The following is a 17517-nucleotide window of genomic DNA, read 5'->3' as shown; positions in this document are numbered from 1 at the left end:
TGACCAACTACTATAGCTATTGCCTAAAGGTTTTGGTTTTCCTCGAGAATTTCATTGTATGACTCACAAATGGCAAAAAAAGCAGCCATTTCAACCGGAGAGAATTTTTTGAAAAGTTTTTTATGCGTCTTAACAATATCGACATTATCATAGCGACTATGAGCCAGCGCTGTTTCTTGTCCTAGAGGCGTTAATTTCAAATCATACGATTTTCGGTCAGAAGGGTTAGCCGTTCTTTCAATCAATTGTTTGTTTTCAAGTTTGGTAATAATTTGCGAAATAGCACTACGTGTTCTTTTCCACTTTTTGGCTAGAGCCGAAGCCGTTTGATATTCCGGATCTGTAATATCTTGCAAAATATGGGCTTCAATCATAGTTAATTCAATGCCCGTTCCATAATCTTTTCGAATTGAAAAGTATTTGGAATAAGATAAAATAAGGTTGTACATGGGTTGCATAATATTATTTAGTTGTTTGTATCTTTCAGCGGTTAATTCAATATCTTCATCTTCATCCACCCATGTTGAAATAACTTCTTTTTCATAGACTTCTAACTGATCTTGATACTTAGCCAAGTCTATGGATGTATTTAATGTTTCATTCATATAATTACACACTTTCTAATTTTATTTGCCTATTCTCTCATATTTAGTTTACCAAATAATCGTTGTTAAGGCTATTAATAGCGCAAAACTTATAAATTAAAATTATCTAATAATGAGTAATAATTATATTTAAATATTAAGATATACCCATTATTAGCTATAAATCGGAATTATCCACCTTTACAAACGCGCCTTTCTATTATATAATAGCTTTTGTTCTACTTTTTAGTCTGCCGGATTAGCTCAGCAGGTAGAGCATCGCACTCGTAACGCGGAGGTCACAGGTTCAAATCCTGCATCCGGCATAAACCTAATAAAAACCACACTTGGCTGATTTTCAATCAGTGAGTGTGGTTTTTTAATTCTAATAAATATCTCTGCTAATAGCTTGTTGTCTAGTATATTCGATTAATTCCGAACAGCAATAACCTCAATCTCAACTAATCCACCTAAAGGTAAATTTTTAACGGCAAAGGCTGAACGAGCTGGATATGGTTCTTTGAAATATTGACCGTATACTTCATTCACTCGTTGAAAATCGGCAATGTCATCTAATAAGACTAAGGTTTTAACAACATTTTCTAACCCTAAGCCTGCTTCTTCTAAAACAGCCATCATATTTTTAAAGGCTTGATGGGTTTGTTCGACAACGCCACTTACCATTTCACCTTCAGCGGTTAAACCTAATTGCCCAGATAGATACACGACGTTTCCGGTATCAATCGCTTGTGAGTATGGACCAACGGCTTGGGGTGCATTATTTGTTTGAACTTTTTTCATCAAATCATCCTTTTCTATTTTTTAGAATCCTAGGGTTACTACCAGTTTAATAAGGTTAAGATGTATAGAATGACAGCAGCAACTATCATGAATACGACAATGATAGGTGTCACCCAACGAACCCAACGATCATATGGAACCTCAGCAGCTTCTAGTGATCCTAATGTCCATCCTAACACAGGTGAGATTAAAATGGTAAATCCATTTCCAAACATAAAGGCTTGTACAGCTGCTTGAGCTGAAATTCCTAAGGCATTTGTAATAGGCATTATCGTTGGAATCAAAATAGCAGCTTTACTTGCAGCTGATGGAATAATAAAGTTTAACAACGAAACAATTAGCATGATACCAATGTTTGCCCAGCCTCCACTAATCTTAGATAAAGGAATCGTTGCTGCATACACGATGGTATCCATAATATTCCCTGTACGTAAAATTAAGGTGAAAGCCCCCGCTAAACCAATAATAAAAGCAATAAAGCCCATTTGACTTATACCTTTGGCTACATTATTTCCAATTTCATCCATGGTCATCCCACTAGATATCCCCATTACAATGGCAGTTACTAAATTGGCTGCGGTCATGAATGACAAAATATTTCCTTCACCGGTCATACCATAAATAACAATAAATACAAACTGTAATAAAAATAAGATAACCGTTAGCATACTACGTTTATTTAAGGTAGTTGTTGTTTCTTCAACTGGTTCATCACCATTTGTTTGTGTAAAATCCCCAACAACTGCATACATAATCGAATTTTCAGGATTCGCTTGAATTTTCTTTACATAACGTAATAGGAAAACTAAGCCAATAACCATAAATATATTCATAATTAACAAACGAACAAAAAAGCCAGAATAAGGTTGTACACCAGCGATCATTTGTGGCGTAGCAGCTGTTGTAGGACCTGTCCCAAAACCAATCATAGAAGGGAAAAGTGTAATACCTAAAGCAACAATAGGAGCAAGTTTTAGTCTTTTGGCAAACAATACGCCAATTGGAACCATAGCAACCAAAGCATCAGACCCAGCAAATCCACCAATATATGTCATAATAATAAACATAATGGAAATAAGTGGAACAACTCCAAAATTTTGAAGTTTATAAATCGCCCAATCTAATACATCGTCGATAGCACCCGTTTCTAGTAACACAGTAATTGAAGCACCTGTAGCCATAACGGTAAAGATGACAACCGCTTGACTAACCAAACCATCCATTAATAGCATTAGCATATCAAATAAATTTACAGGTGTTTGTGCATCTAAAAATGTGAATTGATCTTGTAAAATATTTCCAGCTGCGTCTTTTGCATATTGGCCTGCTGGAATAATGTATGTTAGTGCAACGGCAAATATCAATAAGCCTACCATAATCCATAATAGATGGGGTATTTTAAATTTTCTTTTTGGTTTTGTCTCTGTCATACGTTTCTCCTAATGAATAAAATAATTTTAATTAGCTAAATTATCTACTGTAAATTTAACCATTGTACCAATACCATATCTTAATGAAGCATCATCAATATCAAAGTACTCATTATGATGTTCTGCCCCACTACCTAGTTCTTCATTTTTAGTACCTATAAATGAGAAGACAGAAGGTGCAATTTTACTAAAATGTGAAAATGATTCAGAGGCATACCATTTAACATTTTCTGCAAGATGTCCAGGGAATAATTCTTCAACCCCACTTTTAACTTGTGCAGCTAAAGCTTCATCATTAATAACAGGGATTGTAGCTGGTCCAGCGCTAGGTGCTTCAACAATCGTACAATTATGAACAGCCGCAACGCCATTAGCAACTTTCATCAACGTATTATATGCTTTTGTACCTTCCTCAACATTAAAGTAACGTAATGTACCACCAATTTTAGCGCGGTCAGCAAATACATTATGTAGTTCGCCAACATGAAATTGAGTCAGACCTAAAGTAACAGTCTCTTCAACATTGATTTGGTTATTCCAAGCGATATTAATGCTATTCAAGATATCGACACCAGCAAATAATGGGTTCACCGCTAAGTCAGGTCTTGAACCATGTCCACCTTTTCCAACCACTTCAAAATTAATTACGGCAGCAGCAGCCATAACAGGACCGGGATCGGCTGAAACTTTTCCTGATTCTAAAAAGGCAGCCAAGTGGTTTCCATAGATTGCATCAATACCACGACCTTCTAAATGACGTAACATAGCAGGTAAACCGTCGTTTGTTTCTTCGGCTTCTTCAAAAATAAAGATTACTTTTCCAGATAATTTATCTTCTAGTTGTTTTAGGATTTTAGCAGCATATAACAAGGTTGTCATATGTCCGTCATGCCCACATGCATGCATCACACCATCATTTTCAGAGCGAACAATACGTTCATTAGCTAAGTTTCTTTCTGTCTCTTGAACAGGTAAAGCATCAATATCAGCGCGCAAACCAATCGTTTTACCAGGACGACCTGTATCTAATGTAGCTGTAAATCCAGTACCAGCGCTTATTTCATCCGGTTCAACTGCTTCAATTTCATAACCAAGATTAGTCATGAATGCCTTCAAGTATTTGCTAGTTTCAAATTCTTTAGAAGATAACTCCGGGTGTCTATGTAAATAATGACGAACTTCAATAGCTTCTTCATTATATTGATCGAGCAAGGCTAAAATTGTTTCATTTAAACTCATAATGCATCTCCTATTATTTTAATTTTTTATTTAAAAACTTTTACAACACGACTGACAGCTTCTTCTAAGGTAGAACGTGAACAAGCTAAGTTGAAACGCATAAACCCTGCACCATTTTCACCAAACCAAGTTCCACTATCTAATCCCACTTTTGCCTCATTAATAACCTTGTTTTCCAATTCCTTTTGCGTTAGACCATAACGACTAAAATCAACAAAGGCTAAATAGGTTGCTTCTAAATCTAACACATGAACATCTAGTTCACTTTCTAACGTTTCTTTCAAGTATAAGTAGTTTTTGTATACATAGTCGATAACTTCATTCAACCAGTCTTCTGAATCATTGTAAGCCGCTACTGTTGCTGCATAAGAAAATGGATTATACATGCCGTAACCTAATTGGTCTAAAGAACGGCTGAATTGGTGACGCAATTTTTCATCTGGAATAACAATGCCTGACCATTGAATACCAGCTAAGTTAAAGGATTTACTTGGAGCTAAACATGTAATAACCTTATTAGCATATTCCGCACCTAAATTACCTACGGTAGTATATTCAACACCTGGCATAATTAAGTCCCCATGAATTTCATCAACTACGACGGTTAAATCATTTTCAAAAGCTATATCCAACATTTTTTTCAATTCATCCGCTGTAAATACTTTACTTAAGGGGTTGTGTGGCGAACACATAATAAACATGCTTGTGTTTGGATCTTTTGCCTTCACTTCAAAATCAGTTAGATCAAGGACAAAGTTATCACCCTCTTTAACCATGTCATTTGAAACGACTTTACGACCATTATTAACAATTGCGTTAGTAAATGGATAGTACACAGGGCTTTGAATAAGTACTTTATCCCCTGGACGTGAATAAGTTTGGACAGCCACATTTAGAGCAAAAACAATTCCTGGTGTATTGACAATTACTTTTGGATCAAATTTCCAATTATGTCTACGCTCCATCCAACCAGCTAAAGCTTCATTAGCTTCATCAGTAACCGTGTAACCAAAAATACCATGATCAACAATTTTTTGAAGGGCTTCTTTAATGGCTGGTGCTACGGGAAAATCCATATCCGCTACCCATAAGGGTAAAACTTCCGTATTACCAAATGTTTCTTCTAAGGATGGTGCATCCCACTTCATTGACCATGTGCCTTTTCTATCGACAAACTTATCAAAATCGTACATTGCATTAATCTCCTTTTCTTAACTAATCCAACTAAGCCTTGTTTGTTAAGGTGTTTAATTGTTCAGTTGCTTAACTATCGTCTATTATAGCACCTCTTTATATTATTGCAAGCTCTTCCATTAATTTATTTTACATTTATTTTATGAAATTAAATGAAAACTTATCAATAAGGTCTTAAACACTATAAAAAAATCAGATGAATGATTCAACCGAATAATCAATCTGATTTTATAATAAATATATTTTATCCTTGTCGGATAATTCGATAATAGACTTTTGACGTTATCAAATAAAATACATAATATACAACAACGAATAACCCTAGGACAGATCCATAACCTAAAACGAATTTGCCTACATCTCGAAGACCAAATAAGCCTAACAAATTATACATGACATTTGAAGCGAACAGTGAATGGATTATCGCAATAATAATCGGTAAAGCAAAGACCCAAAAGACTTGTGATCGAATCGTCTTTTTAATTAATGAATCTGGCAAACCCACTTTTTGCATGATATCGTATTTATTTTTATCCTGATAGCCTTCAGAAACTTGCTTGAAGTACAACATTAAAATCGTTCCTAATATCAAAACAGCCCCAACGATAATACCTAAAAATAGAAAGCCCCCATTTAATTCATACAAATCTTTCACTTGTTGACTGGTCGATATCATACGTACAAAACTCGTGTCTTGTCGCATAACAACGCCATCTTCAGGGACATAGGCTTCGAGACGAGCTAAAGTATCCGCATCACTGGCATCAAAGTAAAGCGATTGATTAATGCTTGCTTGAGAATACGTTCCATCCAAACTTCTTTCAGGGAATTCATTCGCTAATTCATATAAAACATCTTCATTAGCAACAACGATATAAGCAATATTGCCAACAAAATTTGTCGGAATATAGTTTTCACTAATTATGGTTGGTTGATAATTCTGATTACCCAGTACAAGTGTTTCGCCTTCAATGGGTTTGGAATCCGTACGTGTAAAAAGTACCTCATCACGTTCTAACTGATAATCCGTTTGATTCAGTTCGTTAAAGCCCTCGAGTGTTTCAACCATCAAAAAGGCATAGTCATTTGGAGTAAAAGAAGGTAAATCCGCTTCCTCAAAAAAAGTATAAGGTACATAACCGGCATCACTTTTTATGGCAGATAAAAAGCTTGACTGCGATGCCACGATATTTTGAACTGAAAATTGACTTTGAATAGCATTCATTGATTCATTTAAAATATTGGCTGACTCTTCTGTTTCATCCGCATAATAATTTAGTTCAAAATCACGCTGAACCATGCTATTCACTTGATCATCCATACTCAAATACAGTGATAAAGTTGTTCCCAACGTTAAAACAATACCGGTACACAGGATTGCAATACCAGATAAACTTGTAGCATTGGCCTTCATGCGGTACAACATTCCTGAAATGGATAAAAAATGTGTCGGTTGATAGTAATACTTCTTGTTTCTTTTCATAAGTTTCAACACCAGAATACTCAAACTAGTGAACAAGGCATAGGTTGCAAAAATCACTAGCAAAATAGCGACAAAAACCCAACTTAAAGCATCCAAGACATTGTTTATCGACAAAGCGATATAATAACCCGCCCCCAAAGTGACCAAGCCTATAATCAATAACAACCATCTTGATTTAGGTTCAGATTCACCGGCATGAGTTTGACTTAATAATTCCGTAGGATTCAAGCGGACAATTCGCCAGGTATTGATCAAATAAATCAACAACAAAACAGCTAAAATGATCAAACTTGTCATCAGCGCTGCCTTTAAATCAAATGGATAATCGGCTAAGCCTGCACCGGCATCTTGAATCAAACGATTCAACCCAATGAACATGATGTTGCCAAGGACATAACCAAAAGCCACCGCAAAAACACTCGTAATTACCCAGGTCAACAATTGTTCAATCAAAATAATCCGCCGAATATGTCGATCTTCTAACCCCAAAACCGTGTACAAAGCAAATTCCAACCGCCTTTGCCTTTGAATAAAATTATTGGCATATATAATAAATATCACGGCTAACAAGGTAGAAAAGAAAACGGCAATAAAAATAATCGTTGGCAAATCTGCGTGCCGATTCAAGACATACTCATTGCCCATCAAAGAAATCATGATATATTCTAGTGCCATAATCAAAACTAAGGCCAGCAAATATGGAAAATAAATCGTCCGCCGCTTCACCATTCCTTGAACAGCCAATTGGCTTAATAATCTAAAGGTCATTTGGCACCTCGTTCCGACAACAAGGTCAAACTTTGCGAGATCCGTTCATTAAACTGATGATTATCTTCTTCTCCTCGATAAATTTCATGATAAACCATGCCATCTTTAATGAATAAAACACGACCAGCATAAGAAGCTGCTTGAATCGAATGCGTAACCATCAAAATGGTTCGGCCTAATTGATTTAAATGTCTAAACAATTCTAAAATTTGCTCGGATGACTTAGAATCTAAAGCGCCTGTCGGTTCATCCGCTAGTAATAAAGGTGGGTTGGTAATAATCGCACGTGCAATAGCTACCCGTTGTTTTTGTCCACCTGAGATTTCATAGGGGTATTTATTTAAAAGGTCTTGAATTCCCAGTGTTGGAGCAATGTCGTTTAAACGAGATTCCATTGCTTCAACGCTTTTATTGGATAAAACCATCGGTAGTAAAATATTGTCTTTGTTTGAAAAAGTATCTAACACGTTAAAATCCTGAAAAACAAATCCGAGTTGTTCGCGTCTAAATTGTGCGACATGCTTTTTGCTGATCGTTGACGTATCAATGTCGTTGAGCAAAACAGTCCCTTGGCTTGGTTTATCAAAGGTCGCAATAATGTTCAGTAAAGTCGATTTCCCTGAACCGGATTCTCCCATGATGGCAACAAATTCACCTTCTTTGACCCCGAAATCGATATGACGTAAGGCAGTTGTTTCATTTCCAGCTGTTTTATAAACTTTTTTTACATTTTTGACATCTAATAACATAATAGCCTCCATTTTCTTTGCTGATTGATGTTATCAGTATAGTTTTTTTTATCGCTGCTTGCCTTTATCCTATCTTACATTTTAAGCCGTTACCTTACAATTTTGTAAGATAGGTTTTATGGATGGAATTGGATGGTAAATGTCGTTCCTTCTCCAAGTTCTGAATGAACTGTTGTTGCTTGGTCTAGCCGATTTGCGATAAGTTGGACTAAATACAGTCCAAGACCACTTGATTTCTCATTTAACAGGCCATTAAAACCCGCATAGCCTTTATCGAAAATTTTAGGGAGGTCTTCCGGACGAATCCCTTTACCATTATCGGTAATTGTTAGCTGGTAAGTTTGAGAATCAAATTGAATCCAAATAGCCTTTTGTTTAGCATACTTCAAGGCATTGTTGAGGATTTGTTCAATCATCACACTGCTTAAGTTGGCTTCAGTAATAACATAGTCTTCGATTGGTTGATAATGCAACGTAATTTTATGTTCAATAAATTCAATACTATATTTTCTAATGAGCGGTGCAATCATCGCATCTATTTGATGCTTTGACACCACCATATCCGTTGAAGGATTGGTTAGTTTTAAGTAATTCAAAGCCATATTGGTGTAGTTTTCTATTGCCAGCAATTCTGACTTCAATTGCGTATGGCTCCGATTATCAGGATTTTTTAAGATTAACTGCGCGGCCGTAATGGGAGTTTTTATTTGATGCACCCACATTAGGAAATATTCTTCTATTTCACTTTGTTTCGCTTGATTTTTTGTTTTAATTTCTTGTAGCTGTTCTTGCATTTCCTCAAGTTGTTGCGTCAAACTTTGTTGTTGTTTAAAGATGATGGCTTTATATAGCAAGTATAACCCATCAACAATAATCAATAGCCAAAATAAGACTGCAAACACATCCATGGGTAAACTAAATAAAGCGAATATTCCCCAAATAATTAGAAGCGTAAAAATAAAGGTTAAAATTACTGCCCCTTCTTGTCTTAAAAACGAACGTATCATTTAATATCCTCGCTCTCATGCAGACGGTAACCAACGTTTTTCTTCGTTTCAATTAACTTATCCAAACCTAATTGACGTAACTTCTTCCGAATCCGTGTTATATTGACTGCTAGCGTATTATCATCAATGAATTGATTGTTTTGCCAACAATAGTCCAAGATTGCTTCACGTTCGACAAAATTACCTTGTTGTTGGAAAAGAATCGTCATAATTTGTAGCTCGGTGTATGTTAGATCCATTGTTTGCCCTTTATAATCCAACTGTGATTTACTGACATCCAAACGCAAATCATGAAAAGTAAAAATATCTGTTTGAACGGTAAAATCATATGTTCGTCTAAGTAGGGCTTGGATTTTACTGACAAGAAACTGGGTATCTATCGGCTTGGTTATATAGTCATCGGCTCCCATTTGCATCGCCATAATCATATCCATTCGATCAGTTACTGATGAGATAAAAATAATCGGTACATTAGATACTTTTCTAATTTCGCTACACCAATAGTAACCATTAAAATAGGGCAAATTAACATCAAGAATGACTAAGTGTGGTTCAATGTCATTAAAGGTTTCTATGACATGTTCAAAATCTTCGATCATTGTGACATCATACTGCCAAGAGGTTAAAATTTTAGCCAATTCGCTGGCAATAACCAAATCATCTTCCACAAGCATTAATTTCATAAACTCACCTCGCTAATGTATAAATATTTGATTATATTTATTATATCCAAAATTATATTATAAAAAAACCTCGACTAATCATTTGCATTAGTCAGAGGTTTAGAAAATGTTAATTTTAATTGATCAATTAAATCTTAGTCATTGTTACTTAGAAATTCACCCCAAGTTTTCTTAGTAATTTCTTTTTCACCAAAGTAAATTGGATTAATAAAGCCTAATAATAGACCCTCCTTATCATAAATATCACAGCGCAACCAATGATATTTATTCGAAGAAATATCTATTTGAAATACAACCCTTGTTTCTTCTTGGACAAAATAATCAATCAATTCACCGTTTAATATAAATTGTATATGTACATTTGGCACACCTTTAACAGACACTTCATATGTAATAGGATAAACTGTGTTGTTGTTAGTAAAACGTTGACCAACTATGATTGTTTCATTGTTCATTTTTATATTAAATTCTAAGTCAATCCCATTCGTTACATAGCACATACCGTTCGCTATACTTTTAACTATATTATCCTTGTTACATGCCTCCATATATAAGTGGGTTAATGGCAAGCCAATTTCTGTGGTCTGTGTTGTAGCAAGATTATATTCAGTTGGATAATAATGAACATCAGAGCCACCAATACCTGTAATCCGATAGCCTTCATTGAGTAATTCTGTCCAAAATTGAATGGTTTTTTTGTTAGCTTTTAAATTATCTGGATACGTTGGATCATTGATAATTTCAATCGCATCAACATTTTCTAGTTGAACTTCGTTAAATGTCCACATACATTCATCTAAAAAAGGATGATTGATTGAGACAATTGCATCTTGAGCATGAAATTCATTAAACAATCGATTGATGCCAATATTCGAATTAAATCCTTGATCGTTTTTATTCGGGGTCCAGTCAATGATTTTCTTTAAACCAATAACATTAAAATGTCCCTGTATTGCCGTAATTTCAACCCCAGGCAAGACAATCAGTTTAGTTTTTGGCCATTTTAAATGATAAAAATCATGGTCTGTTATAGCAAAGAAATCTAATTCAAGCCTCTCTGCTTCATCGGTTAATTTTTCTGCACTCATATTTCCATCTGTTGAATTGGTATGTGTATGCAAATCACCTTTATACCAACCAGTATTGCCAATAGATTTATTCGGGATAGTATAATTTCCATCTACAAACCATATAGTTTGATCATAGTATGTTAGATTAGATAAATCAGATCCAAATTCAACTGTCATAGTCAATGTTGATGCTATCTTCTCATCATCGATGACTCTTATCATCCATTGACCAAGATAGATTTTTTCTGCTATAACGCCTGTACTACAGTAGGAAATATCTGGATGAAAAACTAATTTTTTTAATGAATGATAATTTAAAAATTGACCTCTTATGTTATTTTGCGAATCATATACCAATACCCTTTGCCAGCCTTGAAGATTAAAACTAAAACGTAGCTCTAAATACTCCATCTGTTCATTAACATCAAAGAAAAATTTTTGATCATACGTTTCAATTTTATATTGATAGATATGCTTATTCGTTATCTGCATAATAATCATCTAAAGCATTTTGCGCCGTTACTTGGGCTTCATCTAGAGCATCTTGAGCAGGAATATTTTCAATCATGACTTGATCAGCAGCTATTTCTAAAGCCGCATGAATCTCGCCTCCAGTTGGATCATAAAATGTAATCGTTGAGGTTGTTGTTTGCTCCAATGAGGCTGCTAATGCTGTGTTCTTTTCTAAATGTTGTTGGAAATATTCTAATTCCATAACAGAGTCACGTACTGGAACATAGCCTGTTTTCATTGCCCAATCAGCTGTGTTTTCTGTATTGGTAAAATATAACATCCATTCGACAGCTGCAGCTTTTTCTTCATCTGAAAGAATCATTGGGACGACCATCATTCCAGCACCCGTCTGTGCTTTTGTTTTTTCACCTTTCCAGCCTGGTTGAACATGTGCACCGATTATATCGAAATCTAAATCACCACCATCTCCACTTGAACCAATATAACCAGCAGCTAAGCCATTATGTACATCATCAATCGTACGATACCAGTATTCCCAACCTTGTCCACCATGATGGAAGGTCATAATTTCATCATCAAAAATTGCTTTTCTAAAATAATCCCAACTTTCTACCCATTCTGGTGAATTTATTGTAACGGTTCTGCCATCTTCACTTAAATAACTTGCTCCATTACTTAGAGCTGAGTCAATTAAATTATATGAGCCCCACATTGGCATCCAGCCCCATCGCTCAACATTTCCATTATCATCTTTTAACGTCAGTTCTTTAACGGCTTCATAGAAAGTTTCCCAATCATTCATAACATCAGAAGAAATATTAGCTTCTTCAAATATATCTTTCCGATAATAAAATATTTGTGAACCAGCTACCGTTGGAATTCCATAGTGTTGTCCATTAACATCACTTTGTTGCCAGAAAACATCGACAAAATCATCTACTTGCGCATTTTCATGAGCTGTTAGCAACTCATCTAACGGCATTAAAACTTGACGTTGAGCCAATGGAATAAACTGATAATCATCTAATAAAACTACTCCAGGAGCTTTCCCAGAAGCAATTGCACCTTGTAATTTTTGATATGACTCTGAGTAGTCACCTTGTGACACACCGATAACTTCATATTTATCTTGACTAGCATTGAATGTATCAATCTTTTCTTGCACTGTTTCACCTAAAAATCCTGTTAACCCATACCAAAATTCTATTTTAATTTTTTCTTGTGCTTGTGTTTTTGAAATAGAATTAAGATTGAATAAAAGTAAAATATTAATTAATAGACTGAATATAATTGATAACTTTAATCCTTTTTTCATAGATATTTATCCTTTCAAACTGTTTCCTAAGAGACCTGAAATAATATATTTTTGAGCAAATAAAAATAAAACTAATAACGGTAGTACAGCAAATGAACTTGATGCCATAATAATGGACCAATCCATCCCATAGGCACCTTCAGAACTAAAAAAATCCTGTAATCCTTGTGAAATCAAATATTTTTCTTCACTACTAATGACCAGTGATGGCCATAAATAGTTGTTATATTGTTCAATAAACGAAATCAATCCAAAAGCTACAATGGTTGGTTTTATCATGGGAACCATTAGTTTCCATAAAATTTTCCAATCATTTGCCCCTTCGATTTTAGCCGCTTTAATTATTTCTTTTGGAATTTGCATAAATGATTGTCTGAATAGAAAAATCCCAAATACACTAACCGTCGAAGACATTATTAAGCCAGCATGTGTGTCCAATAAATTTATTCTTGATAAAAATACATAACTCGGTACATATGTCGCTACAACTGGAATCATATACGTAGATAAAACAATTGAAAAAATTAAACTTTTCCCTTTGAAATTATATTGGGTAAATAAATAAGCAAACATCAAGCTTGAAATAGTTTGAAATAACACTATCAATATTGATACGTAAAAGCTATTGAAGATATACAATCCGTATGGTGCAGATTCCCATGCAATTTTAAAATTTAACCAATTAGGATTTTCTGGAAAAAGTGTTGGTGGTGTAGCCCAAATCTCATCTTTTGTTTTAAGGCCATTTAAGAACATCCAAATAAAAGGAAAAAACATTGTTAAACTGATAAAAATTAGAAACAAATGTTTAATAATTTTGTTACACTTAGCCATCTCGTCACGTCCTAGTAATGTACCCATCTCTTAGACCATTTAAATTGGAAATAAGAGAGAAGTGCAGTAATAATTAATAAGATAACTCCAACAGCTGAAGCCTCACCTGTTTTAAAACTTCTGAAGGCTAAAAAGTAATAATAATACAAGATTGTCATCGTCGAACCAGAAGGTCCACCGTTAGTTAACACAGATATTTGATCATAGGCTTGTAAAGCATCGATGATACCTAGAACTAACATAAAGAAAGTAGTTGGTGATATTAATGGTAAAGTAATTCGTCTAAATTTTTGCCAAGTTGAAGCACCTACTAAACTTGCTTCTTTGTATAAATCCTGCGGCACTTTATTAAGAGCATCCATATAAAAGATCATATAGTACCCAATGCTAGACCAGACTGTCACAATTATGACGGCTAACATAGCTGTATTTGGATCTCTAGTCCAACCTAATCCCGTTCCTCCTAAAAATTCAATTATAGCATTAGCTATACCGACTCTAGGTTCAAAAATCCAAGACCATACAATAGAAACAGCTACTAATGGTGTAATATATGGAGCAAAAATAAATGTTCGATAAAATTCGGCAAATTTTGTTTTTTGTAACAAAATTGCAGCTATCATTCCACCAAAAATGGAAGGTATGACTGTTCCAATACAAAAAATTACCGTTTGCCATAATACACGATAAAATGTTTTTTCTGATAGGATATCTTGATAATTTTCTAAACCAACATAATTAATTATTGGAGACATATAATCCCAATCAGTCATGCTAATATAAAAAGTCACAAAAACGGGAATGATATAGAATATTAGTAAAGGCAACATTGCAGGTAACATATAAAATAAAATTTTAAATATACTTTTCTTTTGTACACCTTGATACAATCCACCACCTCCATGTACCTAAAACAATAACAACTAATTGTAAATTTTATACAACATTTTTTGTAAAATTTATGCAAATCTTTCTTTTATCATCAAATCACAACATTTACACATATTTTACAAAAAATATACAGGTTTTTTGTTGTTATTTCTTCGTTTATATGTGATATTTAAAATATTAATGAATAGGAGTTTTGAAAAAATGCTAGCACATGAAAGAAGAGAAAAAATTTTAGAAATATTAAATCGACAACAAACCTTTAGAATTAGTGAACACATTTCGCAATTTAATGTTACAACCGAGACATTAAGAAGAGATTTAGAAGAATTAGAGAGTCAAAATTTATTAACACGAATTCATGGTGGAGCCATAAAAGTTGATAAGTACCCGGTCAATGAACTTAATTTCAAAACACGATCTGAAATTAACTTGAAAGCAAAAAAAGAAATTGCTAAAACTGCTATGCAATTTGTTCATGAACATGATTATATAGCAATGGATGTATCAACTACCAATACAGAAATAGCTAAGGAATTAGTCAATCACTTTGATTCCTTGACTATTATTACCAATTCAATTGAAATCATCTCGATTTTAAGTGTTAAACCTAACTTTACGATAATCATTCCTGGAGGGATTCTTAGAAATAAGGAATTAGCTATCATTGGAGAGAGTGCCGAAAATGAAGTTTCACAATATAATATCCGTTTATTTTTAATGTCAATATCAGGTATTTCTTTAACTGCTTCTTTAACTGATTACGGTATAGGAGAAGTTAAGATGAAAAAGAAATTTTTAGAAAACTCGAAAGAGGTTATTTTGGTAGCCGATCATTCAAAATTTGAAGCTATCGCTTTTCAAAAGGTATGTGATTTCAATCAAATTGAGTGTATTGTGACTGATTCAGGTCTTGATGCTGAAGTATTAAAAGTTTATGAAGCAAATGACATAAAGATTGTTACACAATAACAAATAAATGGAAGGTTTTTTAAAATGGAGAAAATTAAACTAAACAATTTAAGGAAAACATACCAGGATGAAGAAGTTATACACGGTGTTGATTTAACGGTCAATAAAGGCGAATTTATTGTGTTTGTCGGACCGTCTGGATGTGGTAAGTCTACTCTATTAAATATGATTGCTGGTTTAGAAACTATCACTGGTGGTGAGTTATTCATTGATGGGAAACTAATGAATCAAATTGAACCTAAAGATAGAAATATCGCAATGGTTTTTCAGAATTATGCTTTATACCCTCATTTAACGGTATTCAAGAACTTGTCTTTTGGACTTGAAATAAAAGGTGTCAAGAAAGAAATTATCAAAGAAAAAGTCCACTCAGCCGCCAAAATTGTTAATTTAGAAAATTTCTTAGACCGCTATCCTAAATCATTATCTGGTGGACAACAGCAAAGAGTTGCTTTAGGTCGCGCATTAGTTAGAGATGTTGATATTTTTTTAATGGATGAACCTTTATCAAATTTAGATGCTAAATTACGAACCGAATTGCGTTCGGAAATCAAATCCCTACATAAACAGCTTAATAATACTATCATATACGTTACGCATGACCAAGTTGAAGCATTAACTATGGCTGACAGAATTGTTGTTTTAAATAATGGGGAAGTGATGCAAGTAGGTACTCCGGAAGAAGTTTATAATAACCCTCAAAACCTTTTCGTTGCAGAATTTATAGGTACACCAAGAGTTAATACTTTTAAAGCTAAAATTTCCAATCATTCAATCCTTTTACACAAACAGCCTATAACTATAGATGCTAAAATTTTAGATTCGATTGATTTTGATAATGATACAGAAATAGTATTAGCTATTCGTCCAGAACACGTGCTTTTAACAGCATCTGAATCAAATAATTTCCACATTATAGTCGAAGATTCTGAATTACTAGGTTCTGAAAAAGTAATACATTCAAAAATTGAACAAGATAGTCTTTCAATCCTGATTGATCCATTAAACCCAGTGCCATATGAATTAGATATATCCTTTCCTGTTGAAAAATTAATGGTCTTTAATAGCCAATCTGGTATTAGAATTTAATTACTTTCTAAAAGATTAGCCTATCGTTCAATGATTTAAAAATATAAACACATGCTCTACACGGCTGTATGCATAAAAGGCTACAGTCTTTTTTATCACATATCACTGATATTGGTGTGTAGAAATTTTTTCGAAAGCTCCAGTACTTTCAATAATTACATTGGATAAATAAACTCGCGATTTAATTAACATTTTACCTTGAAAAATAATATTTCTAATTCGAAAGACTTGACTTCTTATGCCTTCTAAGATAAAATCATTATAACGTTCATTTGAATGTATTTTAGCTATTATTTATCAAAAAAATATTTGGAGGTATGATTAATGAAATTTGGAATTATCTTAGGTTCAACACGTGAAGGTCGTGTAAGCCCACAAGTCGGAGAATACATTTATAACATTGCTGCTAAACGTGAAGGACATGAATTTGAAATTGTTGATATTGCAGACTACAACTTACCTTTCTTAGGTACGGGTGAACCCAATCCTGCTTGGAATGCAAAGATTGATGAATTAGATGGTTATATCTTTATCGTCCAAGAATATAATCATGGTCTTTCTGCTGCTTTAAAAAATGCCTTAGATAGTGCTCGTAAAGAATGGTTTAACAAAGCGGCTGGGATTGTTTCTTATGGATCAGGTAGTGGTATCCGTGCGGCTGAACAAGTTCGAATTATTTTAAGTGAACAATATATCGCTCATGTACGTACACATCCTGCTTTTAATTTATTTACTGATTTTGAAGAATTTACCACTTTCAAACCAGGCGCTCACATGGAAGCTGGCGTAAATGATATGTTAGATGAATTGATTTTATGGTCTGAAGCAATGGCGACTATTCGTAAATAATTGATATTTCTACAATAGAATTGGTGAATAAGTAACTGTTTAAATAAATATCGCTACAAAAATACGAACTTTTTAATTATAGTGGAAC

The 17517-nt window shown here is 34.0% G+C and carries 16 protein-coding genes and 1 tRNA gene; 4 read left to right on the top strand and 13 right to left on the bottom strand.

Features of this window, described 5'->3' with window-relative positions; genetic code table 11:
* Positions 1 to 23: 23 nt before the first annotated feature.
* Positions 24 to 605, bottom strand: coding sequence for a MarR family winged helix-turn-helix transcriptional regulator (locus tag NRE15_RS12995; protein ID WP_313793293.1), 582 nt, complete (start codon positions 603 to 605; stop codon positions 24 to 26).
* Positions 606 to 837: 232 nt separating this feature from the next.
* On the opposite strand from NRE15_RS12995, the gene NRE15_RS12990 reads away from it, so the two are divergent.
* Positions 838 to 910 (top strand) — tRNA-Thr (locus NRE15_RS12990).
* A 103-nt stretch (positions 911 to 1013) separates the two neighbouring features.
* Here the strand turns inward: NRE15_RS12990 and NRE15_RS12985 are convergent.
* The 12 genes from NRE15_RS12985 to NRE15_RS12930 form a co-directional block, all read right to left on the bottom strand.
* Complete coding sequence (locus NRE15_RS12985; RefSeq protein ID WP_313793292.1) at positions 1014 to 1385, bottom strand: RidA family protein; 372 nt, start codon at positions 1383 to 1385, stop codon at positions 1014 to 1016.
* Positions 1386 to 1423: 38 nt separating this feature from the next.
* Positions 1424 to 2815, bottom strand: coding sequence for a hypothetical protein (locus tag NRE15_RS12980; RefSeq protein ID WP_313793291.1), 1392 nt, complete (start codon positions 2813 to 2815; stop codon positions 1424 to 1426).
* Positions 2816 to 2842: 27 nt separating this feature from the next.
* A complete protein-coding gene (locus NRE15_RS12975) occupies positions 2843 to 4054 on the bottom strand; it encodes a M20 metallopeptidase family protein (RefSeq protein WP_313793290.1) in 1212 nt (403 codons plus the stop codon).
* 26 nt (positions 4055 to 4080) lie between these two features.
* Complete coding sequence (locus tag NRE15_RS12970) at positions 4081 to 5247, bottom strand: MalY/PatB family protein (RefSeq protein ID WP_313793289.1); 1167 nt, start codon at positions 5245 to 5247, stop codon at positions 4081 to 4083.
* Between the two features lie 245 nt (positions 5248 to 5492).
* Positions 5493 to 7499 carry an FtsX-like permease family protein gene (locus tag NRE15_RS12965; protein WP_313793288.1) on the bottom strand — a complete coding sequence of 669 codons (2007 nt, stop codon included), beginning with the start codon at positions 7497 to 7499 and terminating at the stop codon, positions 5493 to 5495.
* Positions 7496 to 8248, bottom strand: a complete 753-nt coding sequence (locus NRE15_RS12960) for an ABC transporter ATP-binding protein (protein ID WP_390887152.1) — start codon at positions 8246 to 8248, stop codon at positions 7496 to 7498. The genes NRE15_RS12965 and NRE15_RS12960 overlap by 4 nt, the downstream gene beginning before the upstream one ends.
* A 116-nt stretch (positions 8249 to 8364) precedes the next feature.
* On the bottom strand, positions 8365 to 9255 hold the full coding sequence (locus NRE15_RS12955) for a sensor histidine kinase (protein ID WP_313793287.1): 891 nt from the start codon (positions 9253 to 9255) through the stop codon (positions 8365 to 8367).
* Positions 9252 to 9938, bottom strand: coding sequence for a response regulator transcription factor (locus tag NRE15_RS12950; protein ID WP_313793286.1), 687 nt, complete (start codon positions 9936 to 9938; stop codon positions 9252 to 9254). The genes NRE15_RS12955 and NRE15_RS12950 overlap by 4 nt, the downstream gene beginning before the upstream one ends.
* A 134-nt stretch (positions 9939 to 10072) precedes the next feature.
* Entirely contained in the window at positions 10073 to 11500 is a 1428-nt protein-coding gene (locus NRE15_RS12945) for a CehA/McbA family metallohydrolase (protein WP_313793285.1), read from the bottom strand.
* Positions 11484 to 12797, bottom strand: a complete 1314-nt coding sequence (locus tag NRE15_RS12940; protein WP_313793284.1) for an extracellular solute-binding protein — start codon at positions 12795 to 12797, stop codon at positions 11484 to 11486. Before NRE15_RS12940 ends, NRE15_RS12945 begins: the two co-directional genes overlap by 17 nt.
* 6 nt (positions 12798 to 12803) lie before the next feature.
* The gene (locus NRE15_RS12935; RefSeq protein ID WP_313793283.1) at positions 12804 to 13631 is read right to left on the bottom strand and encodes a carbohydrate ABC transporter permease; all 828 of its coding nucleotides are present in this window, start codon (positions 13629 to 13631) and stop codon (positions 12804 to 12806) included.
* A gap of 11 nt (positions 13632 to 13642) precedes the next feature.
* Positions 13643 to 14521 carry a carbohydrate ABC transporter permease gene (locus NRE15_RS12930; RefSeq protein WP_313793282.1) on the bottom strand — a complete coding sequence of 293 codons (879 nt, stop codon included), beginning with the start codon at positions 14519 to 14521 and terminating at the stop codon, positions 13643 to 13645.
* Between the two features lie 202 nt (positions 14522 to 14723).
* Here NRE15_RS12930 and NRE15_RS12925 point away from each other — a divergent pair, with 202 nt between their 5' ends.
* From NRE15_RS12925 to NRE15_RS12915, 3 genes are all read left to right on the top strand, one after another.
* On the top strand, positions 14724 to 15491 hold the full coding sequence (locus NRE15_RS12925) for a DeoR/GlpR family DNA-binding transcription regulator (RefSeq protein WP_313793281.1): 768 nt from the start codon (positions 14724 to 14726) through the stop codon (positions 15489 to 15491).
* A gap of 24 nt (positions 15492 to 15515) precedes the next feature.
* On the top strand, positions 15516 to 16580 hold the full coding sequence (locus NRE15_RS12920) for an ABC transporter ATP-binding protein (protein ID WP_313793280.1): 1065 nt from the start codon (positions 15516 to 15518) through the stop codon (positions 16578 to 16580).
* A 324-nt stretch (positions 16581 to 16904) separates the two neighbouring features.
* A complete protein-coding gene (locus tag NRE15_RS12915; RefSeq protein WP_313793279.1) occupies positions 16905 to 17429 on the top strand; it encodes an NADPH-dependent FMN reductase in 525 nt (174 codons plus the stop codon).
* Positions 17430 to 17517 lie beyond the last annotated feature (88 nt).

The organism is Fundicoccus culcitae, assembly GCF_024661895.1.
Classification (GTDB): Bacteria; Bacillota; Bacilli; order Lactobacillales; family Aerococcaceae; genus Fundicoccus_A; species Fundicoccus_A culcitae.
The sequence above is the reverse complement of the archived record's forward strand: the minus strand, read 5'-3'. Positions and strand labels throughout refer to the sequence as shown.